This is a genomic window from Pseudomonas sp. AIG (genome assembly GCF_977020205.1).
Genome location: NZ_CDROCK010000021.1, coordinates 45,069 through 63,169, shown reverse-complemented (window position 1 = coordinate 63,169; position 18,101 = coordinate 45,069). Strand labels below are relative to the sequence as shown.

General features: G+C 60.6%; 11 protein-coding genes. 3 read left to right on the top strand and 8 right to left on the bottom strand.

Going from position 1 to position 18,101, the window contains the following annotated elements; all coding sequences use genetic code 11:
• Nucleotides 1-5: 5 nt before the first annotated feature.
• The 7 genes from ACWR1S_RS14110 to ACWR1S_RS14080 all read right to left on the bottom strand — a co-directional run bounded on the left by ACWR1S_RS14110 (nucleotide 6) and on the right by ACWR1S_RS14080 (nucleotide 11,022).
• Entirely contained in the window at nucleotides 6-2,720 is a 2,715-nt protein-coding gene (locus ACWR1S_RS14110) for a nitrate reductase (protein WP_454563928.1), read from the bottom strand.
• Nucleotides 2,720-3,037, bottom strand: a complete 318-nt coding sequence (gene nirD, locus ACWR1S_RS14105; protein WP_016985592.1) for a nitrite reductase small subunit NirD — start codon at nucleotides 3,035-3,037, stop codon at nucleotides 2,720-2,722. Before nirD ends, ACWR1S_RS14110 begins: the two co-directional genes overlap by 1 nt.
• Nucleotides 3,034-5,487: a nitrite reductase large subunit NirB gene (gene nirB, locus ACWR1S_RS14100; protein WP_454563927.1), complete on the bottom strand. Its 2,454-nt coding sequence runs from the start codon at nucleotides 5,485-5,487 to the stop codon at nucleotides 3,034-3,036. Before nirB ends, nirD begins: the two co-directional genes overlap by 4 nt.
• A 421-nt stretch (nucleotides 5,488-5,908) precedes the next feature.
• A complete protein-coding gene (locus tag ACWR1S_RS14095) occupies nucleotides 5,909-7,567 on the bottom strand; it encodes a protein kinase domain-containing protein (RefSeq protein WP_454563926.1) in 1,659 nt (552 codons plus the stop codon).
• A 7-nt stretch (nucleotides 7,568-7,574) separates the two neighbouring features.
• On the bottom strand, nucleotides 7,575-8,786 hold the full coding sequence (locus tag ACWR1S_RS14090; RefSeq protein ID WP_454563925.1) for a nitrate/nitrite transporter: 1,212 nt from the start codon (nucleotides 8,784-8,786) through the stop codon (nucleotides 7,575-7,577).
• Nucleotides 8,787-9,219: 433 nt separating this feature from the next.
• The gene (locus ACWR1S_RS14085) at nucleotides 9,220-9,795 is read right to left on the bottom strand and encodes an ANTAR domain-containing response regulator (protein WP_007916390.1); all 576 of its coding nucleotides are present in this window, start codon (nucleotides 9,793-9,795) and stop codon (nucleotides 9,220-9,222) included.
• Between the two features lie 15 nt (nucleotides 9,796-9,810).
• The gene (locus tag ACWR1S_RS14080) at nucleotides 9,811-11,022 is read right to left on the bottom strand and encodes a CmpA/NrtA family ABC transporter substrate-binding protein (protein ID WP_454563924.1); all 1,212 of its coding nucleotides are present in this window, start codon (nucleotides 11,020-11,022) and stop codon (nucleotides 9,811-9,813) included.
• A gap of 222 nt (nucleotides 11,023-11,244) precedes the next feature.
• Here ACWR1S_RS14080 and ACWR1S_RS14075 point away from each other — a divergent pair, with 222 nt between their 5' ends.
• A complete protein-coding gene (locus ACWR1S_RS14075; protein WP_034152862.1) occupies nucleotides 11,245-12,264 on the top strand; it encodes a quinone-dependent dihydroorotate dehydrogenase in 1,020 nt (339 codons plus the stop codon).
• Nucleotides 12,265-12,520: 256 nt separating this feature from the next.
• Here ACWR1S_RS14075 and rmf read toward each other — a convergent pair whose 3' ends face one another.
• Entirely contained in the window at nucleotides 12,521-12,736 is a 216-nt protein-coding gene (gene rmf / locus ACWR1S_RS14070; RefSeq protein WP_003223300.1) for a ribosome modulation factor, read from the bottom strand.
• A 532-nt stretch (nucleotides 12,737-13,268) separates the two neighbouring features.
• On the opposite strand from rmf, the gene rlmKL reads away from it, so the two are divergent.
• Nucleotides 13,269-15,539, top strand: a complete 2,271-nt coding sequence (rlmKL, locus tag ACWR1S_RS14065; protein WP_454563923.1) for a bifunctional 23S rRNA (guanine(2069)-N(7))-methyltransferase RlmK/23S rRNA (guanine(2445)-N(2))-methyltransferase RlmL — start codon at nucleotides 13,269-13,271, stop codon at nucleotides 15,537-15,539.
• Between the two features lie 147 nt (nucleotides 15,540-15,686).
• On the top strand, nucleotides 15,687-18,068 hold the full coding sequence (locus tag ACWR1S_RS14060) for a sensor domain-containing diguanylate cyclase (RefSeq protein WP_454563922.1): 2,382 nt from the start codon (nucleotides 15,687-15,689) through the stop codon (nucleotides 18,066-18,068).
• Nucleotides 18,069-18,101 lie beyond the last annotated feature (33 nt).

Here is an 18,101-nt window from a genome sequence, read left to right as displayed (position 1 = left end):
CCTCATCAGATGACGGCGGCTGGCTGTACGTCGGCAGCCAGCAAGCGTTTTATTTCCGGGACACACGAGCCACATTGCGTGCCGCAGCCCAAATTGTTTTTCAAACCCTGCAGATCCAGACCTTGGCGAATACCGGCGCAGACCGCGTTGAGGCTGACGTTCTTGCAGTTGCACAGGGTTTTATCCGCAGCAATTTGCGTCCCGACACTGCCTGGTGGCGCACTCATCGGGGCCAGCAACCAGCGCCGCAGTTGTTCGTCCGCGCGGCCTTCCAGCCACAACCCTTGCAGCCAATGCCGAGCGAGGGTTTCGCCGGCCAGTCGGATCGCGGTGATCCGGCCGTTTTCAATGCGCACGCGTTTGCCAATGGCCCGGCGTGGATCGTCATAGGCCAACACCGGGCCGTCGATCAGTGACAGGCATCGGTCGATTTCAGCGAGCAAAGGCGCATCCGGTGCTTCGCTGCTGGCAGCGCGTATCAGCAATGCCGATCGTTCACGTCCGACAAGGCTGAGACTCACGTAGGAAAATGCCTCACAGAGCGGTCTCAGGGCCTCGAAATGCCGTTGAACATCGCCCTCGATCAGTGCGAAAAGTTGCCAAGGCAGATTGACCGGTTCCAGGCGAACCCCGCTGTGTTTCAGCTCCGGTTGTTTCGACAGCGGATCAAAGGCCGGGAGGGTCAGGCTGTTCACACCACCCTTGAGAAAGCGGTCGCCCCAGTGCATCGGCAGAAACGCTTGTCCCGGGCGCACGCTGTCATCACTGCCGACCGCGACGATCACCGCACCGCGACGACTTTTGAGGTTGACCAGATCTCCTGGCTGCAAGCGATGCCGGCGCAATTCGTCCGGGTGCAGACTCAACACCGCTTCGCTGACATGCCCAAACAACTGCGCCGCCGTACCTGTGCGGCTCATACCGTGCCATTGATCACGCAGACGTCCAGTGAGCAACGTCAGTGGAAAACGCGCATCACGCTGTTCTTTGGCGGCGCGATACGGGTCGGCAATGAACTGTGCGCGTCCATTTGGCGTAGGGAAAATCCCGTCCTCGTACAGGCGTGGCGTACCTTGCCGCGCGCCGACAGGGAAGGGCCATTGCTGCGGCCCGATCTCATCGATCAGCGCATGACTGATCCCGGACAGGTCCAGATCGCGACCATGTGTCAGCCCTTTGAATTCATCGAACAACTGCGCAGGTTGGTTAAACGTAAACAGGCTCGGTGCAGCGGGGCGCAGACGTTTCTCCAGTCGTTGTGCGAAATCTACCGTGATCGCCCAGTCGGGCCGCGCTTCGCCCGGTGGGAGGATGGCTTTGCGTACGTGGGAAATGCGTCGCTCGGAGTTGGTCACCGAGCCTTCCTTCTCGCCCCAACTGGCGGCAGGCAGCAGGAGATCGGCGAACGCGGCGGTTTCGGTGGTGCGAAAGGCTTCTTGCAGAACCACAAACGGGCAAACTTCCAGCGCCGCGCGCACCGCGCTCTGATCCGGCATCGATTGCGCGGGGTTGGTGCAGGCGATCCACAACGCCTTGATCTTGCCGCTGCGCACTTGCTCGAACAGTTCGATGGCGCTGAGACCGGTACTTTCCGGCAACCGATCAACGCCCCAATAAGCTGCCACTTCAGCGCGGTGTTCAGGGTTGGCGGCGTCTCGATGGCCCGGCAACAGATTCGACAAACTGCCGGTTTCGCGCCCGCCCATGGCATTCGGCTGACCGGTGAGGGAGAAAGGTCCTGCACCTGGACGACCAATTTGACCGGTGGCCAAATGCAGATTGATCAGCGCGCTGTTCTTCGCGCTACCGGCCGTGGACTGGTTCAAACCCATGCACCACAGCGACAGAAAACTCGGCGAAGTGCCGACCCATTGGGCGCACTGCTGCAATTGCTCGACACTGATCCCGCATAACTGCGAAACCATTTGCGGGGTGTAGTCGCGCACCAGATTCTTCAGTTCGGCGAGACCATCGGTGTGCGCCTTGACGAAGTCGCGGTCGATCCAGTCTTCCCACAACAACAGATGCAAAATCCCATGGAACAAAGCGACATCGGTACCGGGCAGAATCGCCAGGTGCAGATCGGCGAGGTCGCAAGTGTCGGTGCGCCGAGGATCAATAACTATGACTTTCATCTGTGGGCGACGGGACTTTGCCTCTTCCAGTCGACGGAAAAGTACCGGATGGGCGTAGGCCATGTTACTGCCGACGATCATTACGCAATCGCTGAGTTCCAGATCCTCATAGCTGCACGGCGGGGCGTCGGCGCCAAGGCTGCGCTTGTAGCCGACCACGGCTGACGACATGCACAGGCGTGAATTACTGTCGATGTTGTTGGTGCCGACCAACGCCCGCGCGAGTTTGTTGAAGGCGTAGTAGTCCTCGGTCAGCAACTGTCCGGAGATATAGAACGCCACGCTGTCCGGGCCGTGTTCGGCGATGGTTTCGGCGAACACGTTGGCGGCATGTTCCTGCGCCGTGTCCCAATCGGTGCGGCTGCGCGCCAACCCCTTGCCCAGACGCAGTTCCGGGTACAGCGCGCGGGCCGCGAGGTCGCCGGTCAGGTGCAGGCTCGAGCCTTTGCTGCACAGTTTGCCGAAGTTGGCCGGGTGCGCCGGATCGCCGCTGACGCCGAGGATGCGCTCGCCGTCATGCTCGATCAGCACGCCGCAGCCGACCCCGCAATAACAGCAGGTCGAGGCGGTCGTCTGGCGGTTCATCAGATGGCGTCCCGCAGGGCCAGTTGCACACGACCATTCTCGACCCGCGCCGGGTGATGGTGCGCGCAACCGATGTCAGGCGCCTGAGCTTCGCCGGATTCGAGGTCAATCTGCCAGTTGTGCAGCGGACAGGCCACGCGTTTGCCGTAGATCAGTCCTTGCGACAGTGGCCCGCCCTTGTGCGGGCAGCGGTCGTCGAGGGCGAAAACCTCATCGTCACTTGTACGAAAAATCGCGATGTCACCTTTTGGCCCGGCAATGATCCGCGAGCCGAGGGCGTTGATCTCGTCGAGGGCACAGATATCCAGCCAGTTCATGCCGGCACCTCCAGATTTTTCACAGGGATCACGTCGAATTCTTTTTTCAGTTGCGGCTGCGCCATGCGTTCTTTCCACGGGTCTTGCTCGAACGACAGGGAGAATTGCAGGCGCTCGTTCAGCGCTTTGCGGCGCTCCGGGTCCTCAAGCACGGCTTTCTTGATGTGCTCCATGCCGACCCGTTGCAGGTAGTGCACGGTGCGTTCGAGGTAGAAGGCTTCTTCGCGATACAGCTGCAGGAAGGCGCCGTTGTATTCGCGCACCTCTTCGGCGGTTTTCAGCTTGACGAAGAACTCGGCGACCTCGGTTTTGATCCCGCCGTTGCCGCCGATGTACATCTCCCAACCGGAGTCGACGCCGATGATTCCTACATCCTTGATCCCCGCTTCCGAGCAGTTGCGTGGGCATCCGGACACCGCGAGTTTCACTTTGTGCGGCGACCACATGTTGAACAGGTCGTGCTCAAGCTCGATGCCCAGTTGTGTCGAGTTCTGTGTGCCGAAGCGGCAGAACTCGCTACCAACGCAGGTCTTCACGGTGCGGATGGATTTGCCGTAAGCGTGGCCGGACGGCATGTCGAGGTCTTTCCAGACGCCGGGCAAGTCCTGCTTCTTGATACCGAGCAAGTCGATGCGCTGACCGCCGGTAACCTTGACCATTGGCACGTCGTACTTGTCGGCGACGTCGGCAATCCGCCGCAGTTCCGAAGGATTGGTCACGCCGCCCCACATCCGTGGTACCACCGAGTAAGTGCCGTCCTTCTGGATGTTGGCGTGCGCACGTTCGTTGATCAGGCGCGATTGCGGATCGTCCTTGGCTTCGCCCGGCCAAGTGGAAATCAGGTAATAGTTGAGCGCCGGGCGGCAGGTTGCGCAGCCGTTCGGCGTGCGCCAGTTGAGATAGCTCATGGTCCCGGCGATGGTCAGCAGGTGCTGTTCGCGGATGGCCTGACGGATCTGGCCGTGGTTGAGGTCGCTGCAACCGCAGATGGCTTTTTCGCTTTTCGGTTTGACGTCCGCTGCGCCACCGACGGTGTTGATCAGGATCTGTTCGACCAGCCCGGCGCAGGAGCCGCAGGAGCTGGCCGCTTTGGTGTGTTTCTTCACCTCATCGACGCTGAACAGGCCGTGTTCCTGAATGGCTTTGACGATGGTGCCTTTGCACACGCCGTTGCAGCCGCAGACTTCGGCGGTGTCGGCCATGACCATGGCTTTGTCCTGGCCCTGATGTCCTACGTCGCCCAAAGCGTTTTCGCCAAACATCAAGTGATCGCGGATCTCGCCGATGGCGTGATTCTCACGAATCTGCCGGAAATACCAACCGCCATCTGCCGTATCGCCGTACAGACAGGCGCCGACCAACACGTCATCCTTGATCACCAGTTTTTTGTACACGCCGCCGATCGGGTCGGAGAGGGTGATGGTCTCGGTGCCTTCGCCGCCCATGAAGTCGCCGGCGGAAAACAGGTCGATGCCGGTGACTTTGAGTTTGGTCGAGGTCACCGAACCCTGATAACGGGCGAAACCCAATTGTGCGAGGTGGTTGGCGCAGACCTTGGCCTGTTCAAACAATGGTGCGACCAAGCCGTAGGCGATGCCGCGATGGCTGGCGCACTCGCCGATGGCATAAACACGAGGGTCGTAAGTTTGCAGGGTGTCGTTGACCAGAATCCCGCGATTGCACGGGATGCCGGCCTTTTCCGCGAGTTCGGTGTTGGGGCGAATGCCGGCCGCCATCACCACCAGATCGGCCGGGATGATGTCGCCGTTCTTGAATTGCACCGAGCCGACCCGACCATTGCCGGCGTCGTGCAGGGCCTGGGTCTGTTCGCACAGACGAAAGTGCAAACCACGGGATTCGAGCGCCGTTTGCAGCAGTTGGCCGCTGGTTTTGTCCAGTTGCCGTTCCAGCAGCCATTCGCCGATGTGCACTACAGTGACGTGCATGCCGCGCAGCATCAGGCCGTTGGCGGCTTCGAGGCCGAGCAGACCGCCGCCGATGACCACCGCGTGCTTGTGGGTTTTTGCGGTGTCGATCATCGCCTGGGTGTCGGCGATGTCGCGGTAGCCGATCACGCCGTGCAAGGTGTTGCCGGGTATCGGCAGAATGAACGGCGTCGATCCGGTGGCGATCAGCAGGCGATCGTATTCGGCTTCGGTGCCGTCCTCGGCGATGACTCGGCGTCTGACCCGGTCGATCTCCACCACTTTGCGATTGAGCAGCAACTTGATGTTGTTTTGCAGGTACCAGTCGAGGTCGTTGAGCACGATCTCTTCGAAGGTCTGCTCACCAGCCAGCACCGGCGACAGCAGAATACGGTTGTAGTTGGTGTGCGGTTCGGCGCCGAAGACGGTGATGTCGTACAGCTCGTTGCTCAGCTTGAGCAGTTCTTCGAGGGTGCGGACTCCGGCCATGCCATTGCCGATCATCACCAGTTTGAGTTTTTTCATCAGGTTCTCCGGGGAGCTGCGGCTGGCCTCTTGTGGGCAGTCAGGCCTTGCTCGAGAAATTTTGCGCAAACAAAAAAAGGCGTCCCGCTAGTTGCCTAGCGAGGACGCCTTTGTCCTGGTCCCGTTCTCTCGGGAAGCGCAGCCTTCGTCGTTGAAGGTTGGGCTTTATGTGTGTGTTGAGTGGGGTAATGCAGTGGTTGTGCCAACTACGAGAAGCGCGGTTTTACTGGGTTTCGTCAGTGCTAATTAAGGTTTTTCTGCACCGTATCGAAGCGGACTGCCCGTTCGTGGAGCGTTCAAACAGGAAGGTTTGTGGTGATCAGGCGGGCGCCTTCGCGAGCAAGCTCGCTCCCACAGGGGGTTAGCGAACGACACGAATCCCCTGTGGGAGCGAGCTTGCTCGCGAATGACGCGATGCGGTTCAACTGTGAAACAACAAAATCAGCAGCAACAGATTCCCCAACAGAGCCACCAACGCCATCGTCCGCCAGACCTTCAACGGCTCACGCTCCAGTAACGGCCGAGGCCGCACGCTCAAACTGCGCCGCTCGCCCTGTTCCAGCACCAGCAGCCATTCCTCAGCCGTCTCAAACCGTTGTTGCGGATCAGCCGCCACGCCACGCTCCAGACTCTGCGCCAACCATTCCGGCAAATCCGGCCGATAGCGACTGGCATTCACTGGCAGGCCAAAGCGCGGCCGTTGAAACGCTTCAATCTCGCCATAGGGAAAATGCCCGGTCAGCAGGAAGTACAGGGTCACGCCGACTGCATACAAATCCTGTTGCGCACTCGGCGGATCGCCGCGAAATGCTTCCGGGGCGATGTGACTCGGGGTTCCGGGCAGCGTCGACGGCGCGTCTTCGGACAGGCCGGGACAGTACGCCAAGCCAAAATCCAGCAGACGCAATTCGCCGTCGTCGCCCATGTGCAGGTTTTCCGGTTTGATGTCCCTGTGCAAGATCTGCCGCCGATGCAGCAGCCCTACGGCGCGAAGCAGACGCTCGGCGATGTCTCGCCATTGAGCCAAGGGGAGATGCCCGAGTTGCGCCAGTGTCGTCCCGGAATATTCGCGCATCACGTAGTACAAATGCTGACGCTGTTGGCAGGCATGGACTTCAGGAAAGTGGCGGCCGGCCACGCGTTTCAGGAACCATTCCTCGGACAGCAACGCCTGTCCGGCGTGGGAATCGTCGTTGGAACGCGAGGGCAAGGTTTTCAGCAACCACGTCTGGCCTTGTCCGTCGACCACCCGATAAAGCAGTGATTGCTGACTCTGAGCGACAATCCCCTGAACCTGCCAGCCCTCGAAGGATTGGCCGGGCTTCAGCGTTGGCGGCAACGGCCACTGCTGCAAATGAATCAATGCATCGCCGATATTCGCTTCACCCACCGCATCGACGCGCACCAGCAAAGCGCTGGCATTGTCCTGACTGCCCGCCAGATGTGCCGCGTTAACGAGCGTCTGCGCAGCACTGTGCAGATCCCGCTGATCACGCAAAATCGCGGCAATCGCGGTATCACCCAGCATCGACCAGACGCCGTCACTGAGCAGCACAAAGCTTTCGCCATCACGCAGTTCACCGTCGAGAAAATCCAGCACCAGATGCTGATCCAGCCCCAGCGCACGCTTGAGCACATGTTGCATGCCCGGCTGCTCCCAGACGTGGTCTTCAGAGATCCGTTGCAAACTGTCGGCGTGCCAACGATACACCCGGCAATCGCCTACGTGGGCGAGGGTAAAGCGCCGACCGCGCATGACCAAGGCACTGACCGTGGTGAGCAGCGGCTGACCACCGCCATTGGCCTGCAACCAGCGATTTTGCGCGAGCAGCAGGCGATCCAGCGCCTGGGCCACGCTCCAGGTTTCTGGCGTGGCGTAGTAGTCGAGCGCGAGGGCCTGCAAGGTCGAACGCGCAGCCAGTCCACCATCGGCACACTGGCTGACGCCATCGGCGATAGCGAACAGATAACCCTTGCTCGCCGCCAGCGCCGGAGCCGGTGTCACCGAACGCAAAGCGTCCTGATTCTCCGCGCGCGGGCCGGTGGCGCTGGCTTCGGCGAAACTCAGATGCAGGGCCATCGACGCCTCAGACCCGCGCCGCCGTCACGGCTGCCGAACCCCAGGTGGTTCTCCAGCGACGCTTGACGCCGTGCAGGCCAAACCATGCCAACACGCCAAGGCTGGCGAACAACCACAACGCCAGTTGATAGCTGCCGGTGCTTTGTTTGATCGCGCCCATGCCGGCCGCCAAGGCAAAACCACCGATGCCGCCGGCCATGCCGATCAGCCCGGTCATCACGCCGATCTCCAGACGAAAACGCTGCGGCACCAGTTGAAAAACCGCACCGTTGCCAGCGCCCAGACCGAGCATGGTGCAGACGAAAAGTGCCAGCGCGGCGTAGGAACTTGGCAGGTTGAAACCGACCGCAGCGATGCAGACGGCAGCGACGGTGTACATCACCAGCAGCGCGCGGATGCCGCCGAAGCGATCAGCCAGGGCGCCACCCAATGGCCGCATCAAACTGCCGCCGAACACGCAGGCTGCGGTGTAGTAGCCAGCGGTCACCGGGCTCAAGCCGTACTGATCGTTGAAGTAGCCGGGCAGGGCGCTGGCCAGACCGATGAAGCCGCCGAAAGTCACGCTGTAGAAAAACATGAACCACCAACTGTCACGGTCGCCCAAGGCTTTGAAGTAGTCGGTCATGGCTTTGGCTTTCGGCCGTTCAGGCGCGTTTTTCGCCAGCCAGGCGAACAGCATCAGGGTCAGGATCAGTGGGATCAGGGCGAAACCGAAGACATTGCTCCAACCGAACGCGGCGGCGAGCACCGGCGCGAGCAGCGCGGCGAATACGGTGCCGGAGTTGCCCGCACCGGCAATGCCCATGGCTTTGCCCTGATGCTGCGGTGGATACCATTGCGAGGCCAAGGGCAGGGCGACCGCAAACGATGCGCCGGCCATGCCGAGGAACAGGCCGAGTATCAACGCCTGCTCGTAGCTATGAATGCCGATTTTCCAGGCGCCGAACAGCGCGCAAATCACAATGACCTGACCGATCAGCCCGGCGGTTTTCGGCGACAGCCGATCGGCGAGCATGCCCATGATGAAACGCAGTACCGCGCCAGCAAGGATCGGCGTGGCGACGACGAGGCCGCGTTGTTGCGTGGTCAGGTGCAGGTCAGCAGCGATCTGCACCGCCAGCGGGCCGAGCAGGTACCAGACCATGAAGCTCAGATCGAAATAGAGGAAGGCCGCGAACAGGGTCGGGGTGTGGCCGGATTTCCAGAAGCTTGAATTCATCGCGCACCTCAGCTGAAAAGAGTCTCGAAAGGAGTCATGCAACAGCAGGTGGGGCGCCGCCACGGCCGCACCACCGGCCCCGAGCTGTGGGGCCAAAACGCAAAAACGCCGCTACCTGATTCGCCGGTTGGGCGAACGGGTGAGCGACGTCTTTGTCGTGGGTGGGGCAACCGCCGTTGGTTACCTGTGCGTTTACTTAGCGAGATTTGTGCCAACAGCCGGAAAATCAAAAGCCCCTCACCCTAACCCTCTCCCGGAGGGAGAGGGGACTGACCGAGGTGTCTTGCGCCAAACATCGACCTGAAAGACCTAGTCGATTATGGATTCACAGCAGAAATTGCAGGTCGGCGTACATCGCGAGCATCCCCCAATCAGTCCCCTCTCCCTCTGGGAGAGGGCTAGGGTGAGGGGCTTTTCAAGCAGCCAGAGCTTTTCAGCCCAGCAACTCACTCATGGCAATAATCTGCTCCGCCACCTGAATCAATTTCTGCTGCCGGCTCATCGCCTGGCGCCGCATCAGGGTGTAAGCCTCTTCCTCATTGCAGTCCTTCATCTTCATCAGCAACCCTTTGGCCAGTTCGATGCGCTTGCGCTCGGCCAACTGCTGATCACGGGCCTGCAACTGCGCACGCAACGCCTGATCACTCTCGAATCGCGCCATCGCCACATCGAGAATCGGCTGTAAACGCTGTGCGTGAATGCCTTCAACGATGTACGCACTGACCCCGGACTTGATCGCCTGACGCATCACCCCCGGGTCATGTTCGTCGGTAAACATCACGATTGGCCGTGGCTGGTCGCGGCTGACCAGCACAACTTGTTCCATGACATCGCGGCTCGGTGACTCGGTATCGATCAGGATCACGTCCGGGCGCACCGTTTCGACGCGCGCGGGCAGGTCGATGGTCAGACCGGATTCGTCGATGACTTCGAAACCGGCTTCAGTCAGTGCCGCTTTCAGGCGTCCGACTTTTTTCGCTGTGTCGTTGATCAACAGAATGCGCAACATGTTCGCGGTCTCCTGTCAGCGGCGGGCGAGAAGGGGAGTGTCGTCGTTCAACGCGTGCAGCTTGAAACTGCGCGCGTAAGCGGCGGGATCGCTGCCGTCCCAGACTTTGCCGTCGAGCAACTGGCTGCTGCGCATGTCGGTGCCCCACGCGGCAACACCGACCTCAGTAGCGGCGTTGCGATACAGATCAAGCTGCTGAACCTGGCGGGCGACGGCGAGGTAATCCGGGTCTTCGCGCAGCAAACCCCAGCGGCGGAACTGGGTCATGAACCACATGCCATCGGACAGGTACGGCAGATTCACCTCGCCGTTGCCGTGAAAGCGCAAGGCGTGCGGATCCTGCCAGCGATTGCCGAGGCCATCGGCGTAATCACCGAGAAAACGCGGTTCGATGCACGCCAGTGGCGCATCGAGATATTCCGGCGCGCTAAGCAACTGCGCGGTGCTGCGGCGGTTTTCCGGGTTGGCTTCGATGAAACGGCTGGCCTCGAGAATTGCCATCACCAACGCCCGTGCGGTGTTCGGATACTGCTCGACAAATTCGCGGGTGCAGCCAAGGACTTTTTCCGGGTGATCGGGCCAGATGGTCTGGCTGGTGGCCAGCGTGAAGCCAAGATCCTGCCGCACCGCGCTGGCCGCCCACGGTTCGCCGACGCAAAAACCGTCGATACGCCCGGCTTGCAGGTGCGCGACCATTTGCGGCGGCGGCACCACCACGCTGTCGACGTCCTGCAATGGATGAATGCCCTGGCTCGCCAGCCAGTAATACAGCCACATGGCGTGAGTGCCGGTTGGAAAGGTCTGGGCGAAGGTGAGTTTTGCGCGGCTTTGGTGCACGTGCCGATCCAGCGCTTCAGGACTGGTCACGCCGAGGTTCTGCAGGCCGTGAGAGAGATTGAGGCTCTGACCGTTCTGATTCAGGCCCATCAGCACGGCCATATCGGTCGGAGCAACGCCGCCGATGCCCAGATGCACGGCGTAAATCAGTCCGTACAGACTGTGCGCGGCATCGAGTTCGCCGCTGACCAGGTTGTCGCGCAGATTCGCCCATGAACTCTGGCGCTTGAGATTCAGGGTCAACCCGTAAGGCTGGGCAAAGCCCTGCGTGGCGGCGACGACCACCGAGGCGCAGTCGCTCAGCGCCATGAAACCGAGGGTGATCGCGGTCTTTTCCGGGGCATCGCTGCCGTTGACCCAGGCCAGCGGCCCTGCCGAAGATTCATTCATCCAACGCTACCTCGAAAAAAAGCGCCGCCGCGGACTTTGCGCAGGCAAAACCCGGGACGACGCCATTGTCCTTGCCTGCAAGCCGTCATTGGCCCGCAAGCTGATAGCGATGAAAGTGCAAGGCATATGCCAGCCACCTCGATTTGCGCATGTGCCTCGCGCCGCAGGTCGATGCCCGGCTATAATCGCCGCCTCTTTTCGCCGCCCGAGTCATCGCCGCCCATGTACACCCTGGCCCGTCAGCTGTTGTTCAAACTTTCCCCGGAAACCTCCCACGATCTGTCGCTGGATCTGATCGGCGCGGGTGGGCGTTTGGGCCTCAACGGCTTGCTGTGCAAGGCGCCGGCGAAGAAGCCGGTGACGGTCATGGGCCTGGAGTTCCCGAACCCGGTGGGTCTGGCCGCGGGTCTGGACAAAAACGGCGCGGCCATCGACGGCTTCGCGCAACTGGGTTTTGGTTTTGTCGAAATCGGCACCGTGACCCCGCGTCCACAGCCGGGCAATCCAAAGCCACGGATCTTCCGCCTGCCGGAAGCCGAAGCAATCATCAACCGCATGGGTTTCAACAATCTCGGTGTCGATAACCTTTTGGCGCGCGTTGCCGCCGCTAAGTACAAAGGCGTGCTGGGCATCAACATCGGCAAGAACTTCGATACGCCGGTCGAGCGCGCGGTCGACGATTACCTGATCTGCCTCGACAAGGTTTACGCCCACGCCAGCTATGTGACGGTCAACGTCAGCTCGCCAAACACCCCAGGCCTGCGCAGCCTGCAGTTCGGTGATTCGCTCAAGCAATTGCTCGCTGATCTGGCCACACGTCGCGCCGAACTGGCCCTGCGTCATGGCAAACATGTGCCACTGGCGATCAAGATTGCGCCGGACATGACCGATGAAGAAACCGCGCAGGTGGCTCAAGCGCTGATCGAAACCGGCATGGACGCGGTGATCGCGACCAACACCACCCTCAGCCGCGTGGGTGTCGAAGGCATGGAGCATGGCGACGAGGCGGGCGGTTTGTCGGGTGCGCCGGTGCGGGAGAAGAGCACCAATACCGTGAAGGTGCTGGCCGGTGAGTTGGCGGGGCGTTTGCCGATCATTGCGGCCGGCGGGATTACTGAAGGCAAGCATGCGGCTGAGAAGATTCTGGCGGGTGCGAGCCTGGTGCAGATCTATTCCGGCTTCATCTATAAGGGCCCGGCGCTGATTCGTGAGTCGGTCGACGCAATCGCCGCCTTGCGCTGATCCATAGACACCACTGTTCCCTTGTAGGAGTGAGCCTGCTCGCGATAGCTTTCTTTCGGTCACTTCATCAGCGACTGACAGACCGCTATCGCGAGCAGGCTCACTCCTACAGGTTTTGTGTATGGCACAGATAATGTGACAGGCATAAAAAAGGGCTCCTCGAAGGAGCCCCTGGGCCGCAGCCCGCCGTCCGGGAAGGACGTGCATGGTAAGTCGTTACAAATTCAGATTGTCGTGTCGGAATTAATGCCCTGTGTCAGCCGACGGCGTGAAGTTCGTTGAGTCTGTGGATTCCCGCAGTGCCGGTCATACCGTCCCAGTTGTCGCCGCGTCCTTCTCGCCAGCCGTTAATCCAGGCTTGACGTACCGACGGTAGAGTAAATGGGCAAAGCTCACGGGATTTGCCACCAACGCCATATTGATATCCGCGCAAAAATGCTCTTTCCAACGGATCACGCTTAAGTCTTCTCATAGGGTGTTTCCCTCACTTGTTGACTGTTTTGTGTCGCGTTGACCTCAACTGAGGTCTGGCAGAAGAAACCTGCCATGGTGCGGCTCGCTGCCGGCGTGGCGAGCCAAGGTGTTGACGCCGTTGCGACGTCAACCTGTGCTCAGTTCTAACCAATGAGTCACACCGAGGGAATGATCGTTTTGTCATAAGGACGTAACGAAATTAGTGCTACAGCCATAAGTAACGACGGGTTTCATGCACGGTTTTTCAGCAAACCCCGGTATGATCGGCCCCGCGCTGCATGATGGGGTTAATTCTTTAGTGAGAATGACCCACGTTTGCGCTGGGGTATAAAGCGACGAAGGGTCGCTTTAAGACTTTTTGTTGCATCAACTTTTTTATCTGTCCCGGCATCTAAGCTCTTTTAACCCGAGCAGCGGGGATGGAACGGCACACCTTCGTGCCACGCGGGCGTTCTTTTAGAAAAGCGCCTGATTGAAAACCGGATCGGCAATGCGTTGCCGATTCACTAGCCAAAGGCTCTGGAAATACCATGTCCGACCGTTTCGAACTCTTCCTCACTTGCCCTAAAGGCCTTGAAGGCCTGCTCATCGAGGAAGCCGTCGGGCTTGGCCTTGAAGAAGCGCGCGAGCACACTTCCGCCGTGCGTGGCATGGCGACCATGGAAACCGCTTATCGCCTGTGCCTCTGGTCGCGTCTGGCCAACCGCGTGTTGCTGGTGCTCAAGCGCTTCCCGATGAAGGACGCCGAAGACCTGTACCACGGCGTGCTCGACATCGAGTGGCAGGATCACATGCTCAGCGACGGCACCCTGGCCGTTGAATTCAGCGGCCACGGTTCCGGCATCGACAACACCCACTTCGGTGCCCTGAAAGTCAAAGACGCCATCGTCGACAAACTGCGCACGCCGCAGGGCGACCGTCCGTCGATCGACAAGCTCAACCCGGACCTGCGCATTCACCTACGTCTGGATCGCGGCGAAGCGATTCTCTCCCTCGACCTCTCCGGCCACAGCCTGCACCAGCGCGGCTATCGCTTGCAGCAGGGCGCGGCGCCGCTGAAGGAAAACCTTGCGGCGGCGATCCTGATCCGTTCCGGCTGGCCGCGCATTGCTGCCGAAGGCGGCGCGCTGGCTGACCCGATGTGCGGTGTCGGTACGTTCCTCGTCGAAGCCGCGATGATCGCCGCTGATATGGCGCCGAACCTGCGTCGTGAGCAGTGGGGCTTTACCGCCTGGCTCGGTCACGTTCCGGCGTTGTGGAAAAAACTTCACGAAGAAGCCGTTGAACGTGCCGCTGCCGGTCTGGCCAAACCACCGCTGTGGATTCGCGGTTATGAAGCTGACCCTCGTCTGATTCAGCCAGGCCGCAACAACGTTGAGCGCGCCGGCCTGAGCGAGTGGATCAAGATCTACCAAGGCGAAGTCGCGACCTTCGAGCCGCGTCCGGATCAGAACCAGAAAGGTCTGGTCATCTGCAACCCGCCGTACGGCGAGCGTCTTGGTGACGAAGCCAGTCTGCTCTACCTCTACCAGAACCTCGGCGAACGTCTGCGTCAGGCCTGCCTGAACTGGGAGGCGGCGGTGTTCACCGGCGCGCCGGATCTGGGCAAGCGCATGGGCATCCGCAGCCACAAACAGTATTCGTTCTGGAACGGCGCGCTGCCGTGCAAACTGCTGTTGATCAAAGTGCTGCCGGATCAGTTCGTCACTGGCGAGCGTCGTACCCCGGAACAGCGTCAGGCCGAGCGCGAGCAAGCGGCTTACGATCAAACCCCGGACGAGCCGCAAGAGCGCAAGTTCAACAAGAACGGCAACCCGATCAAGCCGACGCCAGCCCCGGCGCCAGTGATCGAGCAGCCGCGCTTGAGCGAAGGCGGGCAGATGTTTGCCAACCGCCTGCAAAAGAACCTCAAGGCGATGGGCAAGTGGGTCAAGCGCGAAGGCATCGATTGCTACCGTGTCTACGATGCCGACATGCCTGAGTACGCGATGGCGATCGACCTGTACCACGATTGGGTGCACGTGCAGGAATACGCCGCGCCGAAGTCCATTGATCCGGAAAAAGCCTCGGCGCGCATGTTTGACGCCCTGGCGGCGATTCCGCAGGCGTTGAATGTCGACAAGAGCCGCGTGGTGGTCAAACGCCGCGAGCGCCAGAGCGGCACCAAGCAGTACGAGCGTCAGGCTGCGCAAGGCAAGTTCAATGAAGTCAGCGAGGGCGGCGTGAAGTTGCTGGTCAACCTCACCGACTACCTCGACACCGGCCTGTTCCTCGATCACCGGCCAATGCGCATGCGCATTCAGAAAGAGGCCGCCGGCAAGCGCTTCCTCAATCTGTTCTGCTACACCGCGACCGCCAGCGTGCACGCGGCCAAGGGCGGCGCGCGCAGCACCACCAGCGTCGACCTGTCGAAGACCTACCTTGATTGGGCACGCCGCAACCTGTCGCTGAACGGCTTCTCGGACAAGAACCGTCTGGAACAGGGTGATGTAATGGCGTGGCTGGAAAGCAGCCGCGACGAGTACGACCTGATCTTTATCGATCCGCCGACCTTCTCCAACTCCAAGCGCATGGAAGGCATCTTCGACGTGCAGCGTGACCAGGTACAGTTGATTGACCTGGCCATGGCGCGTCTGGCGCCGGGCGGTGTGCTTTATTTCTCCAACAACTTCCGCAAGTTCCAGTTGGAAGAAAACCTCGCTGAGCGTTACGCGGTCGAGGAAATCAGCGCGCAGACCATTGATCCGGATTTCGCCCGTAACACCAAGATCCACCGCGCCTGGAAAATCACGGCTCGTTGACGCTTTGCGCAATTGGATCCACAGAGCCTTGATTTTTAAAGGCTCCGTGGATCTGCCCGCGCTAGCTAAATTAGTGGCTAATAGCTATAACTCACACACGGTCAATGGGGTTTTCCCGTAAATGCTGGCGTAGTGTGAGTTGTCTTTATGTCGTTGCACCCCGTGCGCCCAAAGATTCTGGGTTTCATCAGTGAAGACGTCTCGGCCTGGCTGGTCGCGCTGCTGGTATTGCTCGCCGGCGGGATTCTCACGGGGCTGCTCGCCTGGGCCACCCTCAATCAGTTTCAGCAACAAACCCGTCAGCGTTTTCAACTGCTGGCCAACGAACGTTACACCCGCATCGAAGAACGCTTTCAGGATCAGGAACAACGCCTCGACGGCCTGCGCCGCTTCTTCGCCAACTCCGAATCGGTATCCCGCGCCGAATTCGACGGTTACACCCACCCCTTATTGATGCGTACCCAGGCCTATTCGTTTGCCCTCAAGGTCAATGGGGTCGAGCGCGCCGCATTCGAGCAGCGCGTACGCGACGAAGGCCTGAGCAACTTCACGATCCGTGAGCTGAATGCACAGGGCGAGTTGCAACTGGCCGGCGTGCGCGATGCCTACGTGCCAGTGCTCTACAGTCAGACGCAAAGTCGGCTCGGTTCACCGTTGGGGTATGACTTGCTGGCGCAACCGCTGCGGCGTGACACCCTGCAACGTGCCGACAAGCTTGGCGGGCTGGCGGTGTCGCAACCGATGCATCTGGTCAGTATCGAGCCGTCTTATGCACGCGGTGTGCTGCTGGTGGCGCCCGTGAGTCGTAATGGCGAGCGGCAGTCGTTTGGTTACGTGATGGCGGTGATCAGCATGCGTCAGTTACTGGCCGACGGTTTACCGGACGCCTTCCATGACTACCTGTCGGTACGCATTCTCGACCTGTCGACCAATGATCAGCACGAAGTGTTGTTCGAGTCGACCAATGAGCCGGCACCGAGCGACCTGTCCGCGACGCGCCTGGTGCGCATGGCCGATCATGATTATCAGGTCGATATTCTGCCGAGCGACGCGTTCGTTCAGGCCAACCATTCGTCGGTCGGCAGCGTGATCATTCTGGGCGGCTTGCTCAGTCTGCTGCTCAGCGCCTTGCTCTACGTGTTGGTCAGTCAGCGTCAGCGCGCCTTGCGTATGGTTGAGCAGCGCACGCAGGAACTGCACGCCAGCGAGCAGGAGTTGCGCGGCACCCACGGTCAGTTGCGCGGCGTGCTGAATGCGGCGACGCAAGTGGCAATCATCGCCACAGACTTGCGCGGGGTGATCAATACTTTCAATCCGGGCGCCGAACAAATGCTTGGCTATAGCAACGCCGATGTCGTTGGCCACATGACCCTGGAAAACCTCCATCTGCCTCGTGAGCTGACAACCCGCGCTGCGGAGTTGAGTGCGCGCTACGGCAAGACCATCCCGACGTGCCACGCGATGCTGGTCGAGGGCGGCGAAGTCGGCGGCCACGAAGCCCGGGAGTGGACGCTGGTGCGCAGCGATGGCAGTCATTTGCCAGTGAACATGCTCGCCACGCCGGTACTCGATGAACAAGGGCTGTGGGTCGGGCATCTGGCAATCTGCATCGACATCACCGAGCGCAAGCGGGTGCACGAGGTGCTGGCGGCGCGCGATGTCTTGCTGAAAAAGCTCAGCGCCCACGTGCCCGGCGGCATCTATCAATTCAAGATGGAATTCGACGGGCGCTTCAGTGTGATCTACGCCAGCGACGGCATCCGCGAGATCTACGAGCTGGAGCCGGACGTGCTGCTGTTCAACGCCGAGGCGATCTTCACGCGCATTCATCCACTGGACGTTATCCGTGTGCGTTCCTCAATTCGTGCATCGGCAGACAGCCTCAGCCCATGGCGCGAGGAATACCGTGTGCAACTGCCCGAGCGCGGCCTGCGCTGGGTGCGCGGCGAGGCGACACCGGAAGAACTGCCGGGCGGCGGTGTGCTGTGGCATGGCTATATCTCGGACATTTCCGATTTGAAACGCGTGGAAGAAGAACTGCGCGCGCTGTCGGTGACCGACTCGCTGACCGGCATCCATAACCGCCGCTACTTTCAGGAGCGCCTGACCACCGAAATGGCCCGGGTCGAGCGCGGCGGCGGCGAGTTGTCGGTAATCATGCTCGACATCGACCACTTCAAACGCATCAACGATCAGTATGGTCATGCTGTCGGTGACCGGGTGCTGCAAGCGGTGTGCGAGCGCATCGGCCATCGTTTGCGCCGTACCGATGTGTTCTGTCGATTGGGCGGCGAGGAGTTCATGGTGTTGTGCCCGGACATCGACGGTGAGCATGCACACACGTTGGCGGTTGAGTTGTGGCAGGGTTTGCGCAGTGCGCCGGTGGATGTGGTCGGCGTGGTGACGGCGAGTTTCGGTATCGCCAGTTGGCGACCGGGGGAGGGCGCGGATGCGCTGTTGTTGCGGGCGGATTCGGGTGTGTATATGGCAAAGCAGCGCGGGCGTGATCGTGTCGAGCAGATGAGCTAAGCCGCGACGCGATTCCCCCTGTGGGAGCGAGCT